Here is a 21032-nt window from a genome sequence, read left to right as displayed (position 1 = left end):
GCGCACTACCGCGACGACCGGGCCACGTGCGACACATCCGACCTGACCGGCCGCCGCCGCGCCGCCGCTCTCCGCCGCTTTCCTCAGTTTTAAGCCTTCGCGTCCCGCGCCGTTAACACGGTGCGGTGGCCGGCGCCCGTGCCGAGCCGCATCCGTCCCCCGTCGACTCAAGGTCCCATGAAGCTGAGCTACAAGATTCCCCTCGCATTCGCCGTCGCGCTGTTGCTGATGTTCGGTGGCGCGCTGTACGGCATCCACATCCTCAACCGGTCGATCGATACGTTCGCCGAAGACGTGCAGACGAACGTCGGCGACGAACGGCTCGTGGCGGCCACGCTCGTGCAGTTCAAGCTGCAGGTGCAGGAATGGAAGGACACGCTGCTGCGCGGCAAGCAGCCCGACAAGCTCGACCGGTACTGGCAGGCGTTCCAGGCGCGCGAGCGTACGGTCGACTCGCTCGCCGCGCAGCTCGTCCGTCAGTTGCCGCCCGGCGAGAGCCGCTCGCTCGTCGAGCAGTTCATGCGTGCGCACGCGGCGATGGGCGACGGCTACCGGCGCGGCTTCGACGCGTTCAAGGCGGCCGGCTTCGAGCCATCGGCCGGCGATGCCGCCGTCGCGGGCGTCGACCGCGAACCCGCGGCACTGCTGGAGCGGGCGGCGAAGTCGATCGCCGACGAGAGCGCCGCCGTGTCGGCGCAGGCGAGCCGCGACGCGCAGCGCGCGACCACCGCGAGCCTCGCGCTGATGCTGGTCGTGCTCGGCGTCGCGATGGTCGGCGCGTTCCTGTTCAGCCGCGCGATCCTGCGCCCGCTCGACCGTGCGGTTGCGTGCGCGCAGGCCGTCGCCGAAGGCGACCTGACGCGCGACGTCGACGCAACCGGCCGCGACGAGATCGCCGACCTGCTGCGTGCGTTGCAGACGATGCAGACGAGCCTGTCGGGCGTCGTGCTCGAAGTGCGGACGCATGCCGAAGCCGTCGCGACGGCGAGCGCGCAGATCGCGTCGGGCAATCACGATCTGTCGTCGCGCACCGAGTCGCAGGCCGCGTCGCTCGAGGAGACGGCGGCCAGCATGACCGAACTGACGGGCATCGTGCGCCAGTCGGCCGAGCATGCGCAGCACGCGGCGCAGCTTGCGCGCGACGCGTCGAATATCGCGTCCGCGGGCGGCGGCGTGATGACGGATGCCGTCCACACGATGAACGGCATCGCCGACAGCGCGGCAAAGGTCGGCGAAATCATCGCGGTGATCGACGGCATCGCGTTCCAGACCAACATCCTCGCGCTGAATGCAGCCGTCGAGGCGGCCCGCGCGGGCGAGCAGGGGCGCGGCTTCGCGGTCGTCGCGGCGGAGGTGCGCACGCTCGCGCAGCGCAGCGCATCGGCCGCGAAGGAGATCAAGGAGCTCATCGAGCAATCGACGCACCGGGTCGACGAGGGGGCCGTGCTGATCGGCCGCGCGGGCGAATCGATTCACGAGATCGTGGGCGCGGTGCAGCGCGTCACGACGATCGTCGGCGAGATCTCGTCGGCGTCGCAGGAGCAGAGCGGCGGCATCCAGCAGGTGAACGTCGCGGTCACGCAGATGGACGAAGCGACGCAGCGCAACGCGGCGCTCGTCGAGCAGGCCACGGCCGCGACGCAGGCGCTGGCCGAGCAGGCGAGCGCGCTGCGGCACGCGGTGGCCGTGTTCAGGCTGCCGGAAAGGGCGTGACGGCGTCGCCGTCGCGCGTGGCGCCGAAGGAACCGGATGCCGGCGCGGCGGCGGTGTTCAGCGGTGCGCGTCGTGTCGAGCGTGCGCCGCCTCCCGCCGGCCCGTCATCCGCAATCACGCCGCGGCCGGATATTGCGCGAGCACCTTGTCGCGGATCGACGGCTTGATGTTCGATTGCGCCATGTCGCCGCCATAGTGCGCGACGACACGCGGATTCATCACGCGATACCAGAGCGGCGGCACGTACGCGAACAGGATCATCGTCGCGTACCCGGCCGGCAGTTGCGGCGAATCGTCGAAGTGGCGCAGCGCCTGGTACGAGCGCGTAGGATTCGCATGATGGTCGGCGTGCCGCTGCAACTGGTACAGGAACAGGTTGGTGACGACGTGATTGCTGTTCCACGAATGCTGCGGCGTGCAGCGCTCGTAGCGGCCGCTCGGCAGCTTGCGGCGGGCGAGCCCGTAGTGCTCGACGTAGTTCACGACTTCGAGCAGCGACGCACCGTAGACAGCCTGGATCACGAGGAACGGGATCGCGACCTTGCCGGCCATCGCGATCGCGATGCCCCACACGACGACGGTCATCGCCCATGCGTGCAGCACCTCGTTGCGCCAGGTCCACGGTGCATGCCCAAGCCGCTCGAGGCGAGCTTTTTCGAGCCGCCATGCCGAGCGGATGCTGCCGGTCACGGTGCGCGGCAGGAACGCCCAGAACGACTCGCCGTAGCGCGCGCTCGCCGGATCCTCGGCCGTTGCGACGCGCACATGGTGGCCGCGGTTGTGCTCGACGTAGAAGTGGCCGTACGCGACCGGCGCGAGCGTGATCTTCGCGAGCCAGCGCTCGAAGCGATTCGTCTTGTGCCCGAGCTCGTGTGCGGTATTGATCGAGATGCCCGTCGCGGCGCCGAGCGACAGCGCGAAGCCGACGTAGTCGTACCACGCGAGCGCGTGCGTGCCGACGATCCACACGCACATGAAGAACGCGACGTATTCGACGAACGTCGCGAGATAGACGATGAACCGGTAATAACGCTTCCGTTCGAGGTGCGGTACGACGGCCTCGGGCGGATTGTCGCGATCGTCGCCGATCAGCGTGTCGAGGATCGGGATCACGCCGAACGCGAACAGCGGGCCGAACCACCAGAACACGTGTAGGCCCGTCGACAGTGCGAGCTGGGCGGAGAGGATCGGCAGTGTGATCGTCAGCGCGCCGAGCAGCCACAGGTAACGCTTGCCATCCGACCAGCCCGAAGCCGATCCGTCGGTCATTGCCATTGTCTCCCTCCAGTCGGCCGGCCCGAGGGCGGCCGCATGCACGGTTGTTCGAATCCTCGTTGGTCCGCGACGCGCGCGCGGTGGCACCGGATCGTCGTCCGGTTCTGCCTGTTATACGACTCGTGCGCACGCTTTCCAAACTCCGGCGCTAGGCGCGATGCTCCAAACGGAGGGCCGCGTGCGGCGCATGCCGGGAAGGGCCGGCACGCGCTGATTGAAACATGCAGGGGAGGCCGGATCGGCCCGCGCGACCCGCGTGTTCGTCAGATGAATGGCGCGGCGTGACGCGCGCGGGCATCGGCCCCGCGGGCTCGCAACGGATGTTGCGTCGCAATAAGCGAAATGGGGCGGGTATCGACGGGGCGCCTTTTTCGGCTACATATATTACGGATCATTACGACATCCCGGACGAGATGCGAAGCGACCCGAAACGCGCTTGCAGCGCATCGCAAGGCGAACGGAGCGAGGCGTCGAACGAAGAGGTCGCCGCCGTCGTCCGGCGGCACGCATCGATACGGCGATGCTGCACCTGCACACCGGTTGGCGCACACCGCCGCTGGCGACACCTGCCGCCTTTCGATTCGCGCCGCCATTTGAAAATAACGATTTGACTCATGCCCCGCTTTCGGTTGAAGCTAGTAACTTGCTGTCCGAAGGGGGCTGTGCCTGCATGAGTTCGACCTTGACCGTTCGTCGTATCGCTGCCGACCAGGGCGGCGTGTATCGCGAACTCCGCGCCGCATCGCTGCGTGAGCCCTACGCGCCCGGCGAAGCGCCGGAGGCCGAATTGCTGAACGTCGAAACGGACGCAGCGTCGGCGATCGCCGCGCAGCGCGCCGTGTCCGACGAGTCGACGACTTTCCTGCTGTACACCGAAGGCCATCCGGCCGGCATGATCGGCGCGTACTTCGACAACACTCCCGATCGGCGAGCGTTCGTCAGCGAGCTGTGGGTCGCGCACGCGGTGCGTCATCTGCGCGGCGGCGTGCTGTTGCTGGAGACGGCCACCGCATGGCTCGCCGAGCGCGGCGCCAACGACGTCTATGCATGGATCGCCGATGCGAACCGCAACGCGATCCGTTTCTACGAGCGCGCGGGTTTCGGCAATACCGGCGAACACGCGCCGATCGCGCGGATGCCCGGCGCGATGAAATCGCTGTTCGTGTCACAGGTGAAGCACTGAAGTGACGTCAAAGCACGGGCCGCGCGGCGCAATGAAAACCTGGTCGCCCGCTTGCCTGCCCGCCTGCCGGTTGCGCGCCCGCCCGGGCCGTCGCAACCCGGTGTCCCAAAAATAATGGCCGCGCGCGTGGACGCCTGTAAAATACGCAAAAAATTTTTGCAGAGTGTCCATGTCGCTTAAAAAATCGCCATTCTTCGAGCTGCGCAGCGGATCGGTCGATACGTTGCTGTTCACCGTGAAGACGACCGATCTCGACGCGTTGCGTAGCGAACTGGTCAAGCGCTTCGAAGCGACTCCCGAGTTTTTCGCCGACGATGTCGTCGCGATCGACGTCCGCCGCCTGGCGGAGGGCGAGCGCGTCGCGCTGGCCGATATCCGCCAGATGCTGAACGACGTGCGGATGCGTCCGGTGGGCGTGGTCGCATTGGCAACGCAGGGCTGGGCGGGGGAAGCCGGCCTGCCGTTGCTGGAGGCGCGCGATCGCCGTGCGCCGGCCGTGAAGCCGGCCGAGGGCGCGGAACCGTCGCCGATCGCCGAGGCCGTCGTCGCTGCAGCCGCCGCAGTGGCGCCCGAGCAGGCGTCCGCGCCGGCGTCGAGCCAGGCGGGCGGCCAGACGCTCGTGATCGACCGGCCGTTGCGTTCGGGGCAGCAGGTTTACGCGAAAGGGGACCTCGTGGTGCTCGCGCCGGTCAGTCACGGCGCGGAGATCATCGCGGAAGGCAACATCCACATCTACGCGCCGTTGCGCGGCCGCGCACTTGCGGGCGTGCACGGCAATCACGACGCGCGCATTTTCTGCACGTGTCTTGAACCGGAACTGATTTCGATCGCGGGTATCTATCGAACAACCGAGAACCCGTTGCCTGCCGAAGTACTGGGCAAATCGGTACAGATCCGGCTCGAAGAGGAAAAACTGATGATCGAACCGCTGCGCCTGACGTAATTCACGCGGTGCGCTCCGGATCGATCGGCTCTCATTGACGAACACAGGGTATTGGGTAAATGGCAAAAATCATCGTGGTGACCTCGGGCAAGGGCGGCGTGGGCAAGACGACGACGAGCGCGAGCTTTGCGTCCGGTATCGCGCTGCGTGGCCACAAGACGGCCGTGATCGACTTCGACGTTGGCCTGCGCAACCTCGATCTCATCATGGGCTGCGAGCGTCGCGTCGTGTACGACCTCGTGAACGTGATCCAGGGCGAAGCGAACCTGAACCAGGCGCTGATCAAGGACAAGAAGTGCGAGAACCTGTTCATCCTGCCGGCGTCGCAGACCCGCGACAAGGATGCGCTGACGCGTGACGGTGTCGAGAAGGTGCTGAACGACCTGGTCGCGATGGACTTCGAATACATCATCTGCGATTCGCCGGCCGGTATCGAAGCCGGCGCGCTGCACGCGATGTACTTCGCCGACGAAGCGCTGATCGTCACGAACCCGGAAGTGTCGTCGGTGCGCGACTCGGATCGCATTCTCGGCATCCTGTCGTCGAAGACGAAGCGCGCGACCGAAGGCAAGGATCCGATCAAGGAACACCTGCTGATCACGCGCTACAGCCCGAAGCGCGTGAGCGAAGGCGAGATGCTGTCGCTCGAGGACATCAGCGAGATCCTGCGCATCAAGCTGATCGGCGTGGTGCCCGAGTCGGAAGCCGTGCTGCACGCTTCGAACCAGGGTCTGCCTGCCGTGCACATCGACGGCACCGACGTCGCCGAAGCGTACAAGGATGTCGTCGCGCGCTTCCTCGGCGAAGACAAGCCGCTGCGCTTCACCGATTACCAGAAGCCGGGCCTGCTGCAGCGCCTCTTCGGCAGCAAGTAACGGAGGCCGCCCATGTCCATCCTTTCGTTTCTCCTCGGCGAGAAGAAGAAGTCCGCATCGGTCGCGAAGGAGCGCCTGCAGCTCATCATCGCGCACGAGCGGGTCGGCGGCCGGCCGCCGGCCGATTACCTGCCCGCGCTGCAGAAGGAGTTGGTCGCGGTCATCTCGAAGTACGTCCATATTTCGAACGATGACATTCGCGTGAGCCTCGAGCGCCAGGACGATCTCGAAGTCCTCGAAGTGAAGATCGAGATTCCGCAAGCCTGACCTTGCGGTGTCCCTCCGCACGGCGGCGCCTGTCGCCGTGCGCGTCTTACGCCCTGTTGCACTTTCGGGCACGCCGTAACACGGCGTCTGTCGGCCGTTATCGGGCCTCCCGCATTGAACGAATACGCTCGCGTTACTTGTTCAACCAGGAGGTTGTGATGGCTGTCTCTACCGTTCAACGCCGTATCGTTTCGCTCGCGCTGTTTGCCGCGGGCCTGTCAGCCGTCGTCGCACCGTTTGCCGCGCATGCGGACGAGATTCTCGTCGGCGCGCCCGTGATCGCGCCGCAGGGCCGCGTGGTCATCGCCGAGCCGGTCGCCGTGCGCACCGAGGAAATCGTCGTCGTCGCGCCGAATGCGCCGCCGCCCGTGCGCTACGAGGTCGTGCCGACCGCGCGGGTGGGCTACGTGTGGGAGCGCGGGCACTGGCACTGGGACCATGGCCGCTACGTGTGGATCGACGGTCGCTGGGAAGCCGAGCGCGTCGGCATGCAATGGGTGCCGGGCCACTGGGACCAGCGCGGTCCGAACTGGTTCTGGACCCGCGGCCACTGGGCGTGATGGAGGCGCGTGATGAAAAGAACCGCAATCGCCATCGCGCTCGTCGCGATCACGCTGGCCGGCTGTATCGTCGTGCCGGCGCGGCCCGTCTACTATCGGCCGGCACCCGTCGTGATCTACTGAGCGTCGCGCGGGCCGGGCAGCGCCGGGCCGTAGGCGCCGGCCGCCGCCGGCCCGTCGTCGTGCGGCGCCGGCGCGTGTGCCGCGTGCTCGTCCGGCGCTGTGGTGGCCGGCTCGTCGCTGTTTTCGTCGCGCAGCGTGTCGAGCGGATCGGCGGGCGCGGCGGTAGCATCCTGCGGCTCGGTGACGCCGGTCGTCGCCGCCGCGGTTGCCGCAGCCGGTTCCGTGGCCGCAACGGGCGGCGCGAGATAGCGCTGGGCGAGCGTTTCGTAGAGCGGCGGCGCGAAAAAGCGCGACACGCGGCTCGACACCAGTGCGGTGGCCATCAGCGAAATCACGAGCGCGTGGCCGTTGATCATCTCCATCACGATCACGAACGACGTGATCGGCGACTGCGTGACGGCCGCGAGGTAACCGACCATCGCGAGCGCGATCAGCATCGGCAGGCTCATGTTGCCGAACACGATGTGCAGCAGGTTGCCGAACCCGGCGCCGATCGACAGCGACGGCGCGAAGATCCCGCCCGGGATGCCCGGCAGGTACGATGCGACCATCGACACCATTTTCAGGAACGGGTAGAACACCGACAACTGCTCGCGGCCGTCGAGCAGGCCGCGCGCTTCGGCATAGCCGCTGCCGAACGTCGTGCCGCCGGACACGAGGCCGACGACGGCGATCACGAAGCCGCACAGCGCGGCGAACGCGATCGGCCGCTCGCGATACAGGCCGAGCAGTTGCGCGGGCAGCCAGCGCCCGGTGTTGAGCAGCAGCCAGCAGAACAGGCCGCCCGCGATGCCCGTCACGATCGCGGTGACCAGCACCGCGAGCGCCAGCAGCTTCGGAAAATGGGGACCGGCATCGATCGTGCCGAAATAGGTATAGTTGCCGTTCAGGCCGAGCGCGACGACACCGGCAAGGATGATCGCCGTGATCAGCACGCCGCTCGCGCGCGCGGAGAAGCTGCGGGTCAGCTCCTCGATCGCGAACACGATCCCGGCGAGCGGCGTATTGAACGCGGCCGACAGCCCGGCTGCCGCGCCGGCAAGCACCAGTTGGCGTTCGATCTGCGCGTTCGAGCGCGGGTAGAAGCGCCGCAGGTTGAACATCAGCGCCGCGCCGACCTGCACGGTCGGCCCCTCGCGACCGATCGTGAAGCCGCCCAGGATGCCCAGGAACGAGACCAGCACCTTGCCGAACAGGATACGCAGCGTCAGCAGCCGGGCGCCGAACGCACTCGGGCGCGCATGCAGCGTCGCGATCACCTGCGGGATGCCGCTGCCCTCGGCGCCGCGGAAGAACCGGCGCGTGAGCCATGCCGACACGGCGGCGATCGCCGGCGTCAGCAGCAGCGGCAGCCACACGGCATGATCGCGCATCGTCCGGAAGGTCTCGTAGCCCCAGTCGATCAGCCGCGCGTAGAGCACGGCCGCGAGGCCGACGACGATCGCGCCGAGCCAGAAGACACCGTACTGGCGCCAGATTCGCAGCGAGCGGCGGGTGAGGACCGGAAACAGGGCGGGAAGGGCGGGGCGTGGCATCGGCGCGGGCCATCGGACAAAGGACCGATTATAAAAAGGAACCGGGGCCAAGCAGTGGGCGACAGCGTTTCGCAAGCTTGTAGCATTTTGTTTCAAATGTAATTCAGGAGTAATGTGCGCGGCGGACATCCGTCGTTAGCATCCCCAAATGGCTGGCTCTTCCCCGCAAACGTGAAACGCATCCTCATCGTAAAAGTGACGTCGCTCGGCGACGTCGTCCAGACGTTGCCCGTCGTCGCGGACCTGCATCGCGCCTTTCCCGGCGTGACAGTCGACTGGGCCGTGGACGAATCGTGCGCCGAGGTCGTGCGCTGGCATCCGGGCGTGAGCGCCGTCCTGTGCGCGCCGCTGCGCCGCTTCAAGAAGCTCCGGAATGCCGGCGACCTGAAGGCGATTTCGGCGTCGATCGGTGCATTGCGTGCGCATCGCTACGATGCGGTCATCGACCTGCACGGCGTCTACAAGAGCGCGATCATTTCGGCGCTGGCGCGCGCCGCGCGCCGCGTCGGTTACCAGACGCAGGATCTCGGCGAAACGGGCGCACGCTTCGCGTATTCGCATCGTTTCGGCCCGCGGCCGGACTGCGACGCATGGCACGGGATGCGCGTGAGCGCCGGCGAGGCGCTCGGCTACGTGCCCGAAGGCGTCGCCACGTACGGCGTCGTCCCACCGCAGGACGCGAGCCTGCCGGCAGCCGTGACCGACGGCGCGCCGTTCATGCTGCTGTTCCATGCGACGTCCAATCCCGACAAGAAATGGCCGGCCGACCACTGGGCCGCGCTTGCCACGCAGATGATGGCGCGCGGCGTGCGCGTGCTGTTGCCGTGGGGATCGGCGGCCGAGCATGACGATGCGCAGGACATCGCCGCGCGGGCGCCGGGCGCGGTCGTGCTGCCCGCGATGACGGTGCGCGAGCTCGGCGCGGCGCTCGGCCGGGCCGCGCTCGTGGTGGGGGTCGATACGGGGTTCGTGCACATGGCGCACGCGCTGCAGCGGCCGACCGTGATGATTTTCGTCGCGACGTCGCGCCACCATTGCGGCATCGGCGGCGCACCGAATGCGCTGTCGATCGGCGAGCCGGGCACGATGCCGTCCGTCGAGCAGGCGCTGGACGCGATCGATGCGGTCGGCCCCGCCTACGGCGCGCTGCGCGCGCGGCTGACCGCCTGACGCAGCGGGGCGGGCCGGTTCAGGCGAGCAACGCCTCGACCGTGATGACGGCGGCGATGGCCGCCAGATTCGCCAGCAGTGCCTCGAACACGAGGCCGCGCCACGTCTTCGGCCGGAAGCGCAGCGCGAGCAGCAGCGCGCCACCCAGCGCCAGCGCGAGGATCAGGACGAGATCGGCATTGCCGAGGCGGACGTTCATGGCGGCGGCTCCTTCGGGGCGGGATTCCGGGGGCGCGCAGCGGCGCACCCAGGATCGAGTATAGGTAGCGCCGGCCGCCGCACAACCCGGGTCGCCCCGGAGACTCAGACGAGCGACGCGTCGCGCGTTTCGCGCATCAGCAGCACGCCGACCAGGCTGATTGCCGCCGCGACCGATACATAGCCGCCGACCCACGACAGCCCGCCGCGCGCAGCCAGCAGTTGCGCGATATACGGCGCGATCGACGCGCCGAGGATCCCGCCGAGGTTGTACGCGACGCCCGCGCCCGTATAGCGGACGTTGGTCGGGAACAGTTCCGGCAGCAACGCGCCCATTGGCGCGAACGTCACGCCCATCAGGAACAGCTCGATCGTCAGGAACAGCGCGACGAGCGGCATCGAGCCGCCGCCGAGCAGCGGTTCCATCGCGAAACCCGACAGCAGCGCGGCGATCGCGCCGACGACGAGCACCGGCTTGCGGCCGAAGCGATCCGACGCCCACGCGGAAAGCGGCGTCGCGAGCCCCATGAACACGACCGCGAAACACAGCAGGCCGAGGAAGCTCTGGCGCGGAATATGCAGCGCCGACACGCCGTACGACAGCGAGAACACCGTCGAGATGTAGAACAGCGTGTAGCAGACGACCATCGCGAGCGCACCGAGCAGCGTCGGCTGCCAGTGTTGCGAGACGAGCGTCGCGACCGGCACGCGCACGCGCTCGTTGCGGTCGAGGGCCGCCTGGAACGCGGGCGTTTCGGTGATCTTGAGTCGCACGTACAGGCCGAGCGCGACGAGCACCGCGCTGACCAGGAACGGGATGCGCCAGCCCCAGCTGCGGAACTGCTCGTCGGACAGCGACAGCGCGAGCGCGAAGAACAGGCCGTTCGACATCAGGAAGCCGACCGAGGGCCCGAGCTGCGGGAACATCCCGAACCAGCCGCGCTTGCCCTGCGGCGCGTGCTCGGTCGCGAGCAGCGCCGCGCCGCCCCATTCGCCGCCGAGGCCGATCCCCTGGCCGAAGCGCAGCACGCACAGCAGCACCGGTGCGAGCGTGCCGATCGCGTCGTAGCCGGGCACGAAGCCGATCGCGGTGGTGGACACGCCCATCACGAGCAGCGACGCGACGAGCGTCGATTTGCGGCCGATGCGGTCGCCGAAGTGCCCGAACAGGAACGAGCCGATCGGGCGCGCGATGAACGCGATGCCGAACGTGACGAATGCGGACAGCGCCTGCGCGGTCGCCGAGCCGTGCGGGAAGAAGACGGGGCCGATGACGAGCGCGGCGGCCGTCGCGTACACGTAGAAATCGTAGAACTCGATCGCGGTGCCGATGAAGCTCGCGAACACGATGCGCCGGTGGCTGACGGCGCCGGCCGAACCGGTTGCGTGTGCAACGGTCGGGGGGGATGCGGACATGGATGTCTCCGTTTTGTCGTTGGGGCGGTCGGCTGTGCGTGCGGTCGGGCAGGCGGACGCCTGCCGGGGGCAGCCGAGCGGATGATGCGGTGGCGGTGTGGACGCGCGTCGTGGCGCGGACGTCACCCGCCGGTCGACGATGGAGACGGGTACGTCGCCGCCGCCTGGTGCCGGCGTGGTCGGCTCGCATGCCGGGTGGGGCGCGCGAACGCGCGCGCGGCGTGATGGCCGCGCGATTGCGGAAAATTATAGCCAGCGCTGCCGTACGCCGGCAATCGCGGCGCGGCGGGCGGTCAGTCGAGCGATTGTGCCTGCGCGGACGCGGTGCTTTGCAACTGGAAGTGGCCGTCGTCGTTGAAGAGCCAGCCTTCCATCATTTCGATCTGGCCGTTGCCGTCGAGCAGTCGCGCCGGCGGCGCCGGCAGCGGCGCCGAGCGGCGCAGCGACGCGAGCGCGAGCGCTTCCGCTTCGCTGTCGCCGTTGCTGCGATAGACGGAGGCGTTGACGAGGCGGCCGTTGCGATCGACGGTGAATGCGACGACGACGAGCGAACGGAGCATCGCCTGCGGTGTGCCGCGCAGCATGCCGGACGGATTGCGTTCGGCGACACGTTGCGCAACCTCGACACGATACTGGTCGCGGCTCGCGCTGCGCGTGATCGACGGAATCGTCAGGATCGAGTGCAGCGACGGCGGCGGCGTGATCGTGCACGCGGCAAGCATGGCGACGACGGCCAGCGCAGCAATACGCAGCCGGTCGACGCGCGGACGGAGAACGGGGCGCATGGGAGATAGCCAGAAGTGACTATAGAAAAATGATAGGCGTACGCACGCAAGCCGATATCGGGAGAAACGCATAACGCGCGATGCCGGGCGTTGCGATCGCTGATGATGACGGCCGGGCGCCGCCCCGTGCGTCGCGATGTGACGTGACATGTGACAGCGCGCTCGACCGGTTCGCGTTGCGGCAGCGCATGCGCATGCCGGCGTAGATGTTGCAAGATTGAAAGGCACGCGCTCGACGCACATGCAGGCTCGCGACGCTCGTCCGACCGCGCGCAGCGGTCGCCGCATGCAGCACCGCGGCCGATGCGCGCGCAATCGCATGCGATCCCGCTTGTCCGTTTCAGAAGCCGTGCGTGACGAGCGACAGCACCGACAGGTCGGGGTGCGTGCCGTCGATGATGCTCTTGCCGATGTGCACGGCTTCGTGGACCGCTTCATCGATGCTCGCGAAGCTTTCCTCGCCGTCCGCGTGGAACGGTACCGCGTGGCCGGGCAGTGCGGGATTCGCGCCCGGATGGCACACGTAGCCGGTGTAGGTGTAGCGCGTGTCGTTGCCGGGCGCGGTGGCCGTCACGACATGGATCTCGAAGCCTTCGTAATCGACGTGTCCCGTCGGTGTCGACAGTTCGGTCATGGCGATCTCCGTGTGCCGCGCGCAGGGGTGGCGCGTGCGGCATCGAGTACGCGGCGGCGGTCGTGTCGCCGTGTTGAACGAATTCTAGGTGATAGCGAAGCGGGCCGGGAGGCATCCGGCGCGGCGCGACGGCGGCCGTTATGCGAATTCGGTGGTGCGCTGCCGCGAACGCACGTTCCGTCCCGACTGACGGGCTTGCGGGCACGGCGGCGTCATTGTTTGCAGCGCGCGTCCTTTCGCTGCACGACGACGATCACCGGGTACTTCTGGCCGTGGTCGAGCTCCACGCGCGCCACGACGGTCAGCGTCGCCGGATCGGAATCGTCGTATACGCTGACCTGTTCGTTCCGGAGGTAGGTCACGCCGGTGCAGTTCGACGTGCGTCCGTCGTCCGACACCTTGCACTGGAGATCGTTGTCCTTCAGGTAGTTGTAGGGTGACGGGCTCGCGAGGTATTCGCTCAGGCCGCGCGGCGAGCCGCCGACGCCGGTCACGTACGCGATCGCGCACGACGCCTGCGCGTCGCTGCCGGAGGCGGTGTCGGCCGCGGCATGCGTGCTGACGGCAGCCAGCATGGCGACGAGCGACGAGGCGAGGAAGGGTTTCATGACGTGGGGTTTCCCGTTTCGGGATTCGGAGCGCGGGATTGTAACGGCATCCGGCGCGACGCGTCGGAACGTGGGGGAGCGGCGTGCGGACAAACAAAAACCCCGTCATTCGGCGAATGGACGGGGTTTGGCGAACTTCCTGGCGGAAGCGGTGAGATTCGAACTCACGGACAGTTTCCCGTCGCTGGTTTTCAAGACCAGTGCCTTAAACCGCTCGGCCACGCTTCCACGCGAGGCGGCATTGTAACCGAAATGCCGCGTCTGTCGACCGGAGTTGGCACTTCAGTGCTTACTCCGGTCCCATGCTTCGCGGTCGACCGGAGATGGCACTTCAGTGCTTGCCCCGGTCCCATGCCTTCGCATGCATCGCTTCAATCGTCGCGCAGGAACAATTCCTGCAGGTCGTTGAGGAAACGCTGGCCAAGCGGCGTCGGCGCGATCTGCGCGAAATCGCGCGCGATCAGCCCGCGCCGTTCCGCTTCCTTCAGCGCCGGCTCGATCGTGCTCATCGGCAGGCCCGTGCGTTCGGCGAAGCTGTGCACGGGGAAGCCCTCGACGAGCCGCAGCGTATTCAGCATGAACTCGAACGGCAGGTCGCGCGCGCCGACTTCACGCTCTTCCTGCACGGCCGTGCCGGCCATCGCCTGCTCGATGAAGGTCGCCGGATGCTTGTAGCGTGCCTGCCGCAGGATCCGGTTCGGGAACGACAGCTTCGTGTGCGCGCCCGCCCCGATCCCGAGATAGTCGCCGAAGCGCCAGTAGTTCAGGTTGTGCTTGCACTGATGATTCGGCTTCGCGTAAGCGGACACCTCGTAGCGCCCGTAGCCGGCCTCGGCGGTGCGCGCGTGGATCCATTCCTGCATGTCGGCCGACGCGTCGTCGTCGGGGACGACGGGCGGGAACTTCGCGAACAGCGTGTTCGGTTCGAGCGTCAGGTGATACAGCGACAGATGCGGCGGCGCGAACGACAGCGCGGTCTCGATGTCGGTACGGCATTCGTCGAGCGTCTGGTTCGGCAGCGCGAACATCAGGTCGAGGTTGAAGTTGTCGAAGTTCTTCGCGGCGATCTCGACGGCCGCGCGCGCCTGCGCGGTGTCGTGAATCCGGCCGAGCGCCTTCAGGTGCGCCTCGTTGAAGCTCTGGATGCCGACCGACAGCCGGTTCACGCCGCTCGCGCGGAACTGCGCGAACTTCGCGGCCTCGAACGTGCCCGGATTCGCCTCGAGCGTGATCTCGGCATCGGCGTCGAGCGGCAGCAGCGCGCGCACGTCGGACAGCATCCGGTCGAGGCCGGCCGCCGACAGCAGGCTCGGCGTGCCGCCGCCGATGAACACGGTATGCACCTGCCGTCCCCACACGAGCGGCAGTGCCTGCTCGAGATCGGCACGCAGCGCGTCGAGGTACTCGGTTTCCGGGAACCGTTCGCCTTTCCACTCGTGCGAGTTGAAATCGCAGTACGGGCACTTGCGCACGCACCACGGAAAATGCACGTACAGCGCGAGCGGCGGCAGCGACGTGAGCCGCACCTGTCCGGGCGACGTGAACGTCGCGACGACGCGCGCGCCGGTTTCCGCGGCCTGGCTCATGGGGCCTCCCGCAGCGAATGGGTATCGGGCACGGTCATGCTTCCTCCGCGAGCCGCGCAAGCAGCGCCTTCAGCGCAAGCGCGCGATGGCTGTGCGTGTTTTTCACGGCCGGCTCGAGTTCGGCTGCCGTCGCGCCGAGCGACGGCAGGTAGAAATACGGGTCGTAGCCGAATCCGTGCTCGCCGCGCGGCGTGTCGACAATTTCGCCCGCCCAGCGCCCTTCGGCGAACAGCGGCTCGGGATCGTCCGCATGGCGCACGAGCGCGAGCACGCAGCAATAGTATGCGCGCCGGTCGTCGACGCCGCGCAACTGCTCGACGAGATACGCGTTGTTCGCCGCGTCGCCCTTGTCGCGACCCGCGCGCTGCGCATAGCGCGCCGAATAGACGCCCGGCGCGCCGCGCAGCACGGGCACGCACAGGCCGGAATCGTCGGCGATGGCCGGCAGCCCGGTGAGCCGCGATGCATGCCGCGCCTTCGTCAGCGCGTTCTCGATGAACGTGCCGAACGGCTCTTCCGCCTCGGGCACGGCAAGGTCGCCCTGCGGGACGATCTCGATGCCGACCGTCGCGAACAGCGCGGTGAATTCGCGCAGCTTGCCGGGGTTGTTCGACGCGAGAACGATGCGCGACAGCGGCGCGATGGTGCGATCGTCAGGCATCGCCGGCGCCCAGGACGTCCTTCTGCAACTGCACGAGCTCGGCGATCCCGCCCTGCGCGAGGTCGAGCAGCGCGTCCATCTCGGCGCGCGAGAACGGCACGCCTTCGGCCGTGCCCTGGACTTCGACGAAGCCGCCGGCGCCCGTCATCACGACGTTCATGTCGGTGTCGCACTGCGAATCTTCCGCGTAGTCGAGGTCGAGCACCGGCGCGCCTTCGTACACGCCGACCGAGATCGCGGCGACGTGGTCGGTGATCGGCGAGCGCGTGAGCTTGCCGGCCGCGATCAGCTTCGACACGGCGTCGTGCGCGGCGACGAATGCGCCGGTGATGCTGGCCGTGCGCGTGCCGCCGTCGGCCTGGATCACGTCGCAGTCGATGTGGATCGTGCGCGGGCCGAGTGCCTCGAGATCGAACACCGCGCGCAGCGCGCGGCCGATCAGGCGCTGAATTTCCTGCGTGCGGCCCGTCTGCTTGCCGCGCGCGGCTTCGCGGTCGCTGCGCGTGTGCGTCGCGCGCGGCAGCATGCCGTACTCGGCGGTCAGCCAGCCTTGCCCGCGGTCGCGCAGGAATTCGGGCACGCGTTCCGCGACGCTCGCGGTGCAGAGCACCTTGGTGTCGCCGAATTCGACCAGTACGGAGCCTTCGGCGTGTTTCGTGTAGTGGCGCGTGAGGGCGACCTTGCGCAGTTCGTCGGCGCGGCGGCCGCTCGGGCGGGAAAGGGAGGACGTCATGTGGGAATCGCGGAAGGAGAGGAAACCGCGATTCTAGCGCCGAACGGCAGGCTTGCCCGGCGGGGTGGTCCGCAAAAATGGGATAATGCGCGCTTCCCGCCCCGCGCTTTCCGATGCGCCGGGCGCCTCGACATATCCCCGCCCGCGAGGGCACTCAGACGGCGAGACGAACCATGATCTACAGCATGACGGGCTACGCGAGCGCAACGCGCGAACTCGCGACGGCCACCGGCAACGGCGGCACCAGCGTGTCGGTCGAACTGCGCACCGTGAACTCGCGCTTCCTCGACCTGAATTTCCGGATGCCGGACGACGTGCGCGCGTGCGAACCCGCGCTGCGCGAAATGCTGATGAACAAGCTGTCGCGCGGCAAGGTCGACGTGCGCATCAACCTGCAGCGCGGCGAACAGAGCATCGGCGCGGGCGCGCTGAACCAGTCGGCGCTCGGCCAGCTTGCCGATCTCGAGCGCGCGGTGCTCGACTCGTTCCCGGGCGTCGGCCGCCTGCGCGCGGGCGAGATCCTGCGTTGGCCCGGCGTGATCGCGGAAAGCGGCGTGTCGGCCGACGCGATCCGCGACGCGGTGCTCGCGTGCGGCAAGGAAGCGATCGGCGAGCTCGTCGTCGTGCGTTCGCGCGAAGGCGCGCAACTGGCGACGATGCTGCTGTCGAACGTCGCCGAGATGGAAGCGATCGTCGCGCGCATCACGCCGCTCGTGCCGGAGCTGATCGCGAAGCATCAGCAGAAGATCGTCGAGCGGCTGCAGGAAGCGCTCGGCATCGCGGCGCCGGAAGGCAGCGCGCCGATCGTGACGCGCGAGGAAGCCGCGGAGCGCATTCGTCAGGAAGTGACGATGTACGGGATCCGGATCGACATCGCGGAAGAGCTGTCGCGGCTCACCGCGCACCTGAACGAAACGCGCCATGTGATCGAGAAGGGCGGCCGCGTCGGCAAGCGTCTCGATTTCATGATGCAGGAACTGAATCGCGAAGCGAACACGCTCGGCTCGAAGGCGGCGGCGAAGGAACTGGCCGACGCGTCGATGGCGCTGAAGCTGCTGATCGAGCAGATGCGCGAGCAAGTGCAAAACCTGGAGTAACCGAGATGAAACAACCCCCACGCTCACTGCGTTCGCTCGGGGGGGCGCAGCCCCCCCGTCTCCACCGGGCGCTTCCATCGAAGTGCCGGGTGGCCCGGCGGAGGCAGACATGACCCAACCCACCCACGACGGCCACGCCGCGCATTCGCTGCACGGCGGCGTTTATCCCGGCAACCTGTTCATGGTCGTCGCGCCGTCGGGCGCCGGCAAGTCGACGCTCGTGAATGCGCTGCTGTCGAAGGACAGCGACATCTGCCTGTCGATCTCGTACACGACGCGCAAGCCGCGCCCGGGCGAACAGGACGGCCAGCATTACCACTTCACGACCGTCGAGGATTTCCGCGCGCGTCACGCGGCGCACGAATTCCTCGAGAGTGCGGAAGTGCACGGCAACTACTACGGCACGTCGCGCGTCTGGATCGAAGAGCAGATGAAGAACGGCCACGACGTGCTGCTCGAGATCGACTGGCAGGGCGCGCTGCAGGTGAAGAAGCAGTTCCGCAACGCGGTCGGCATCTTCATCCTGCCGCCGTCGCTCGACGCGCTCGAGGAGCGTTTGAAGAAGCGCGGCCAGGACGAACCGAACGTGATCACGCGGCGCTTGCTGGCTGCCGGCAGCGAGATCGCGCACGCGTCGGAAGCGGAATACGTGGTGATCAACGAGAATTTCGAGCGTGCGCTCGCGGAGCTCGAATGCATCGTCGCGGCGACGCGCCTGCGCTTCGCTTCGCAGTACGCGCGACACACGGAGCTGTTCATCGAGCTCGGCATCCATCTGCCCCACGCGGAATGACGCGGGGGACGAGGGACATAAGGTAGAATAAGCACTATATTCAGAAGGAATTACCAACATGGCTCGCATTACCGTCGAAGACTGCCTGAAGCAGATCCCGAACCGCTTCGAACTGGCGCTCGCCGCCACCTATCGCGCGCGGCAGCTCGCGCAAGGCCATACGCCGAAGATCGAAAGCCGCGACAAGCCGACCGTTGTCGCGCTGCGCGAGATCGCCGCCGGCCACGTCGGCGTCGAGATGCTCAAGAAGGTGCCGGTGTAACGCGCATCCGGCCCGTTCCAGCCATGTAATCCACGCGCGCAACGACTCGACCTGGAGGCGAATATGAGCACCACCCCATCGTCCGCCTCCGCGGATTCGACCACCGAAGTCACGGCCCAGTCGCCTGCGCGCCAGTACATCGACGCGGTCCTCGAACAGTCCTTCCGGCATCTGTTCGGGCCGACCGCCACTCCGGAGCAGCCGCGCAAGCACGGCGTCGTTTCGATCGCGAAACTGACCGCCGCGCTTGCCGAGTATCTTCCTCCGGACGAAATCAAAGAGGTCAAGGCGGCGTTCCACTTCAGCGACGAAGCCCACCTCGGTCAATATCGCCAGAGCGGCGAACCCTACATCACCCATCCCGTCGCCGTCGCGGAAATCTGCGCCGGCTGGAAGCTCGACGCGCAGGCCGTGATGGCCGCGTTGCTGCACGACGTGATGGAAGACCAGGGCGTGACCAAGAGCGAGCTGGCCGAACGGTTCGGCCCGAAGGTCGCCGAACTGGTCGACGGCCTGTCGAAGCTCGACAAGATGGAATTCCGCAGCCGCGAGGAAGCGCAGGCGGAAAACTTCCGCAAGATGCTGCTCGCGATGGCGCGCGACGTGCGGGTCATTCTCGTCAAGCTCGCCGACCGCCTGCACAACATGCGCACGCTCGGTGCGGTGCCGATGGAAAAGCGCCGCCGCGTGGCGCGGGAAACGCTCGACATCTACGCGCCGATCGCGCACCGGCTCGGGTTGAACAACACGTATCGCGAGCTGCAGGACATGAGCTTCGCGAACTTCAACCCGCATCGCTACGCGACGCTCGAGAAGGCCGTGAAGGCCGCGCGCGGCAACCGCCGCGAAGTGATCAGCAAGATCCTCGAGGCCGCGCAGCGCGCGATGGCCGACGCGAAGATCGACGCCGAGATCACCGGCCGCGAAAAGACCATCTACAGCGTCTACCGCAAGATGCGCGACAAGCAGTTGTCGTTCTCGCAGGTGCTCGACGTGTACGGCTTTCGCGTCGTCGTCGAGAGCGCGCTCGACTGCTACACATGCATCGGCGCGCTGCACGCGCTGTACAAGCCGGTGCCCGGCAAGTTCAAGGACTACATCGCGATCCCGAAGATCAACGGCTATCAGTCGCTGCACACGACGCTCGTCGGCCCGTTCGGTGCGCCGATCGAGTTTCAGGTGCGTACGCGCAAGATGCACGAGATTGCCGAGGCCGGCGTGGCCGCGCACTGGCTGTACAAGAACGGCAGTGCGGATCTCAGCGACGTGCAGAAGCGCGCGCACCAGTGGCTGAAATCGTTGCTCGACATCCAGAGCGAAGCAGGCGATTCGAGCGAATTCCTCGAGCACGTGAAGATCGACCTGTTCCCCGACGCGGTCTACGTGTTCACGCCGAAGTCGAAGATCATGGCGCTGCCGCGCGGCGCGACGGCGCTCGATTTCGCGTATTCGATCCACAGCGATCTCGGCAACCAGTGCGTGGCCGTGAAGATCAACAACGAGCTGCTGCCGCTGCGCACCGAGCTGAAGAGCGGCGACATCGTCGAGGTGATCACCGCGCCGTACTCGAAGCCGAACCCTGCATGGCTCGGCTTCGTGCGTACCGGCAAGGCGCGCTCGGCGATTCGTCACTACCTGAAGACGATGCGCCTGAACGAATCCGTGCAGCTCGGCGAGCGGCTCGTCGACCAGAGCCTGAAGGGCTATGGTCTCGCGCTGGCCGACGTTGCGCCGGAAGTGTGGGAAAAGCTCGTGCAGTGGACCGGCAACAAGAGCCGTCAGGAAATCTTCGCGGACATCGGCCTCGGCCGCCGCGTCGCCGCGGTGATGGCCAAGCGCATCGAGGTGCTGATGAGCGGCCGCGACGCGGACGACGACCTGCCGAAGTCCGAGCGGCATCCGGCGCATCATGCGCCGCCGGTCGTGATTACCGGCACCGAAGGGATGTCCGTGCAGTTGTCGGCATGCTGCCGGCCGATTCCGGGCGACGCGATCATGGGCTACATCGGCATCGGCCTGGGGATGGCGATTCATACGACCGATTGCCGCGTCGCGCAGCGCATCCATCGCCGCGATCCGGGCCGCTGGATCGACGTCGAATGGGCGCCGCAGCCAGGCCGCCTGTTCGATGTCGCGGTGAAGGCGCTCGTGAAGAACACGAAGGGCATCTTTGCGCGCGTCGCGGCGGACATCACGTCGGCCGACGCGAACATCGTTCATATTGCGATGGACGAGGATCTGACGCACGAATCGACGGTGCTGCGCTTCGTGATCCAGGTCAGCGACCGCGTGCATCTCGCGAACGTGATGCGGCGCGTGCGAACCAATCCGGACGTGATGCGGATCATGCGCGAGCGTTCGACCGACGACGGCGCGCACGCGCGCCACGACGGCGGCATGCGCATCGAGCGCGAGCGGCAGGATTATTGACGCGTACCTTTTGTGGGCGATCGTTCAACGGCGGCTGATGGCCGCCGTTTTCACGTGTGCTGCGCAACGAGAGTGAGCGGCTTTGCCGGCGTCCCTCCGAAGGCGGTCGGGCGCAAGCATGTCGTGATGCGAGTGAGGGGGGGGGGCAGAAAAGAAAAAGGGCTTTCCCGGAGGAAAGCCCTTTT

At 67.3% G+C, this 21032-nt stretch carries 21 protein-coding genes and 1 tRNA gene; 11 read left to right on the top strand and 11 right to left on the bottom strand.

The features are described 5' to 3' along the window. Positions 1 to 177 precede the first annotated feature (177 nt). Positions 178 to 1713 (top strand): methyl-accepting chemotaxis protein, encoded by a 1536-nt coding sequence (locus JYG32_RS09625; protein ID WP_213263421.1) that lies wholly within the window; start codon positions 178 to 180, stop codon positions 1711 to 1713. 114 nt (positions 1714 to 1827) lie between these two features. Here the strand turns inward: JYG32_RS09625 and JYG32_RS09620 are convergent, their stop codons facing one another. Beyond that, entirely contained in the window at positions 1828 to 2988 is a 1161-nt protein-coding gene (locus JYG32_RS09620; protein ID WP_213263420.1) for an alkane 1-monooxygenase, read from the bottom strand. Between the two features lie 520 nt (positions 2989 to 3508). Between JYG32_RS09620 and JYG32_RS09615 the strand changes: the two genes are divergently transcribed. The 5 genes from JYG32_RS09615 (at position 3509) to JYG32_RS09595 (ending at position 6816) form a co-directional block, all read left to right on the top strand. Continuing rightward, entirely contained in the window at positions 3509 to 4171 is a 663-nt protein-coding gene (locus JYG32_RS09615; RefSeq protein WP_249744525.1) for a GNAT family N-acetyltransferase, read from the top strand. A gap of 169 nt (positions 4172 to 4340) precedes the next feature. Continuing rightward, positions 4341 to 5114, top strand: a complete 774-nt coding sequence (minC, locus tag JYG32_RS09610; RefSeq protein ID WP_213263419.1) for a septum site-determining protein MinC — start codon at positions 4341 to 4343, stop codon at positions 5112 to 5114. Positions 5115 to 5173: 59 nt separating this feature from the next. Continuing rightward, positions 5174 to 5989, top strand: coding sequence for a septum site-determining protein MinD (minD, locus tag JYG32_RS09605; RefSeq protein WP_174379709.1), 816 nt, complete (start codon positions 5174 to 5176; stop codon positions 5987 to 5989). Positions 5990 to 6001: 12 nt separating this feature from the next. Continuing rightward, positions 6002 to 6256 carry a cell division topological specificity factor MinE gene (gene minE / locus JYG32_RS09600; protein WP_006486661.1) on the top strand — a complete coding sequence of 85 codons (255 nt, stop codon included), beginning with the start codon at positions 6002 to 6004 and terminating at the stop codon, positions 6254 to 6256. A 158-nt stretch (positions 6257 to 6414) separates the two neighbouring features. Further along, complete coding sequence (locus JYG32_RS09595; protein ID WP_213263418.1) at positions 6415 to 6816, top strand: YXWGXW repeat-containing protein; 402 nt, start codon at positions 6415 to 6417, stop codon at positions 6814 to 6816. A 116-nt stretch (positions 6817 to 6932) separates the two neighbouring features. Here JYG32_RS09595 and JYG32_RS09590 read toward each other — a convergent pair whose 3' ends face one another. Next, on the bottom strand, positions 6933 to 8474 hold the full coding sequence (locus JYG32_RS09590) for a chloride channel protein (RefSeq protein WP_174379711.1): 1542 nt from the start codon (positions 8472 to 8474) through the stop codon (positions 6933 to 6935). 171 nt (positions 8475 to 8645) lie between these two features. Between JYG32_RS09590 and waaC the strand changes: the two genes are divergently transcribed. Then, a complete protein-coding gene (gene waaC / locus JYG32_RS09585) occupies positions 8646 to 9644 on the top strand; it encodes a lipopolysaccharide heptosyltransferase I (protein WP_213263417.1) in 999 nt (332 codons plus the stop codon). A gap of 19 nt (positions 9645 to 9663) precedes the next feature. On the opposite strand, the gene JYG32_RS09580 is transcribed toward waaC, so the two are convergent. The 9 genes from JYG32_RS09580 to rph form a co-directional block, all read right to left on the bottom strand. After that, positions 9664 to 9843, bottom strand: a complete 180-nt coding sequence (locus JYG32_RS09580; RefSeq protein ID WP_174379713.1) for a hypothetical protein — start codon at positions 9841 to 9843, stop codon at positions 9664 to 9666. Between the two features lie 104 nt (positions 9844 to 9947). After that, a complete protein-coding gene (locus JYG32_RS09575) occupies positions 9948 to 11258 on the bottom strand; it encodes an MFS transporter (protein ID WP_213263416.1) in 1311 nt (436 codons plus the stop codon). A gap of 293 nt (positions 11259 to 11551) precedes the next feature. Then, complete coding sequence (locus JYG32_RS09570) at positions 11552 to 12043, bottom strand: energy transducer TonB family protein (RefSeq protein ID WP_174379715.1); 492 nt, start codon at positions 12041 to 12043, stop codon at positions 11552 to 11554. Between the two features lie 340 nt (positions 12044 to 12383). Then, positions 12384 to 12677, bottom strand: coding sequence for a hypothetical protein (locus JYG32_RS09565; RefSeq protein ID WP_213263415.1), 294 nt, complete (start codon positions 12675 to 12677; stop codon positions 12384 to 12386). 212 nt (positions 12678 to 12889) lie between these two features. After that, positions 12890 to 13285 carry a hypothetical protein gene (locus JYG32_RS09560; protein WP_174379717.1) on the bottom strand — a complete coding sequence of 132 codons (396 nt, stop codon included), beginning with the start codon at positions 13283 to 13285 and terminating at the stop codon, positions 12890 to 12892. A 140-nt stretch (positions 13286 to 13425) separates the two neighbouring features. After that, positions 13426 to 13513 (bottom strand) — tRNA-Ser (locus JYG32_RS09555). A 143-nt stretch (positions 13514 to 13656) separates the two neighbouring features. Beyond that, positions 13657 to 14871 carry a radical SAM family heme chaperone HemW gene (hemW, locus tag JYG32_RS09550; RefSeq protein ID WP_174379718.1) on the bottom strand — a complete coding sequence of 405 codons (1215 nt, stop codon included), beginning with the start codon at positions 14869 to 14871 and terminating at the stop codon, positions 13657 to 13659. Positions 14872 to 14905: 34 nt separating this feature from the next. After that, positions 14906 to 15532: an RdgB/HAM1 family non-canonical purine NTP pyrophosphatase gene (gene rdgB, locus JYG32_RS09545; RefSeq protein ID WP_213263414.1), complete on the bottom strand. Its 627-nt coding sequence runs from the start codon at positions 15530 to 15532 to the stop codon at positions 14906 to 14908. Further along, positions 15525 to 16265: a ribonuclease PH gene (rph, locus tag JYG32_RS09540; protein WP_213263413.1), complete on the bottom strand. Its 741-nt coding sequence runs from the start codon at positions 16263 to 16265 to the stop codon at positions 15525 to 15527. The genes rdgB and rph overlap by 8 nt, the downstream gene beginning before the upstream one ends. 173 nt (positions 16266 to 16438) lie before the next feature. On the opposite strand from rph, the gene JYG32_RS09535 reads away from it, so the two are divergent. The 4 genes from JYG32_RS09535 (at position 16439) to JYG32_RS09520 (ending at position 20847) form a co-directional block, all read left to right on the top strand. Continuing rightward, on the top strand, positions 16439 to 17362 hold the full coding sequence (locus JYG32_RS09535; RefSeq protein WP_034182984.1) for a YicC/YloC family endoribonuclease: 924 nt from the start codon (positions 16439 to 16441) through the stop codon (positions 17360 to 17362). A gap of 109 nt (positions 17363 to 17471) precedes the next feature. After that, positions 17472 to 18155 carry a guanylate kinase gene (gmk, locus tag JYG32_RS09530; RefSeq protein ID WP_174379721.1) on the top strand — a complete coding sequence of 228 codons (684 nt, stop codon included), beginning with the start codon at positions 17472 to 17474 and terminating at the stop codon, positions 18153 to 18155. Positions 18156 to 18213: 58 nt separating this feature from the next. After that, positions 18214 to 18417 (top strand): DNA-directed RNA polymerase subunit omega, encoded by a 204-nt coding sequence (gene rpoZ / locus JYG32_RS09525; protein WP_174379722.1) that lies wholly within the window; start codon positions 18214 to 18216, stop codon positions 18415 to 18417. Between the two features lie 63 nt (positions 18418 to 18480). Beyond that, positions 18481 to 20847 (top strand): RelA/SpoT family protein, encoded by a 2367-nt coding sequence (locus JYG32_RS09520; protein ID WP_174379723.1) that lies wholly within the window; start codon positions 18481 to 18483, stop codon positions 20845 to 20847. The last annotated feature ends 185 nt before the right edge of the window (positions 20848 to 21032 follow it).

The sequence above is a fragment of the Burkholderia pyrrocinia genome, from assembly GCF_018417535.1.
Taxonomy (GTDB): domain Bacteria; phylum Pseudomonadota; class Gammaproteobacteria; order Burkholderiales; family Burkholderiaceae; genus Burkholderia; species Burkholderia pyrrocinia_E.
This window is presented reverse-complemented; position numbering and strand designations above follow the sequence as displayed.

Excerpts from the sequence above, each read along its gene's own strand:
- JYG32_RS09560 (WP_174379717.1), bottom strand. The coding sequence starts at position 13,285 with ATGAAACCCTTCCTCGCCTCGTCGCTCGTCGCCATGCTGGCTGCCGTC.
- JYG32_RS09620 (WP_213263420.1), bottom strand. The coding sequence starts at position 2,988 with ATGGCAATGACCGACGGATCGGCTTCGGGCTGGTCGGATGGCAAGCGT.
- rph (WP_213263413.1), bottom strand. The coding sequence starts at position 16,265 with ATGACGTCCTCCCTTTCCCGCCCGAGCGGCCGCCGCGCCGACGAACTG.
- JYG32_RS09535 (WP_034182984.1), top strand. The coding sequence starts at position 16,439 with ATGATCTACAGCATGACGGGCTACGCGAGCGCAACGCGCGAACTCGCG.
- gmk (WP_174379721.1), top strand. The coding sequence starts at position 17,472 with ATGACCCAACCCACCCACGACGGCCACGCCGCGCATTCGCTGCACGGC.
- minC (WP_213263419.1), top strand. The coding sequence starts at position 4,341 with ATGTCGCTTAAAAAATCGCCATTCTTCGAGCTGCGCAGCGGATCGGTC.
- minE (WP_006486661.1), top strand. The coding sequence starts at position 6,002 with ATGTCCATCCTTTCGTTTCTCCTCGGCGAGAAGAAGAAGTCCGCATCG.
- minD (WP_174379709.1), top strand. The coding sequence starts at position 5,174 with ATGGCAAAAATCATCGTGGTGACCTCGGGCAAGGGCGGCGTGGGCAAG.
- JYG32_RS09615 (WP_249744525.1), top strand. The coding sequence starts at position 3,509 with ATGCTGCACCTGCACACCGGTTGGCGCACACCGCCGCTGGCGACACCT.
- JYG32_RS09625 (WP_213263421.1), top strand. The coding sequence starts at position 178 with ATGAAGCTGAGCTACAAGATTCCCCTCGCATTCGCCGTCGCGCTGTTG.
- rpoZ (WP_174379722.1), top strand. The coding sequence starts at position 18,214 with ATGGCTCGCATTACCGTCGAAGACTGCCTGAAGCAGATCCCGAACCGC.
- rdgB (WP_213263414.1), bottom strand. The coding sequence starts at position 15,532 with ATGCCTGACGATCGCACCATCGCGCCGCTGTCGCGCATCGTTCTCGCG.
- JYG32_RS09590 (WP_174379711.1), bottom strand. The coding sequence starts at position 8,474 with ATGCCACGCCCCGCCCTTCCCGCCCTGTTTCCGGTCCTCACCCGCCGC.
- JYG32_RS09565 (WP_213263415.1), bottom strand. The coding sequence starts at position 12,677 with ATGACCGAACTGTCGACACCGACGGGACACGTCGATTACGAAGGCTTC.
- JYG32_RS09570 (WP_174379715.1), bottom strand. The coding sequence starts at position 12,043 with ATGCGCCCCGTTCTCCGTCCGCGCGTCGACCGGCTGCGTATTGCTGCG.
- JYG32_RS09580 (WP_174379713.1), bottom strand. The coding sequence starts at position 9,843 with ATGAACGTCCGCCTCGGCAATGCCGATCTCGTCCTGATCCTCGCGCTG.
- JYG32_RS09575 (WP_213263416.1), bottom strand. The coding sequence starts at position 11,258 with ATGTCCGCATCCCCCCCGACCGTTGCACACGCAACCGGTTCGGCCGGC.
- hemW (WP_174379718.1), bottom strand. The coding sequence starts at position 14,871 with ATGAGCCAGGCCGCGGAAACCGGCGCGCGCGTCGTCGCGACGTTCACG.
- JYG32_RS09595 (WP_213263418.1), top strand. The coding sequence starts at position 6,415 with ATGGCTGTCTCTACCGTTCAACGCCGTATCGTTTCGCTCGCGCTGTTT.
- JYG32_RS09520 (WP_174379723.1), top strand. The coding sequence starts at position 18,481 with ATGAGCACCACCCCATCGTCCGCCTCCGCGGATTCGACCACCGAAGTC.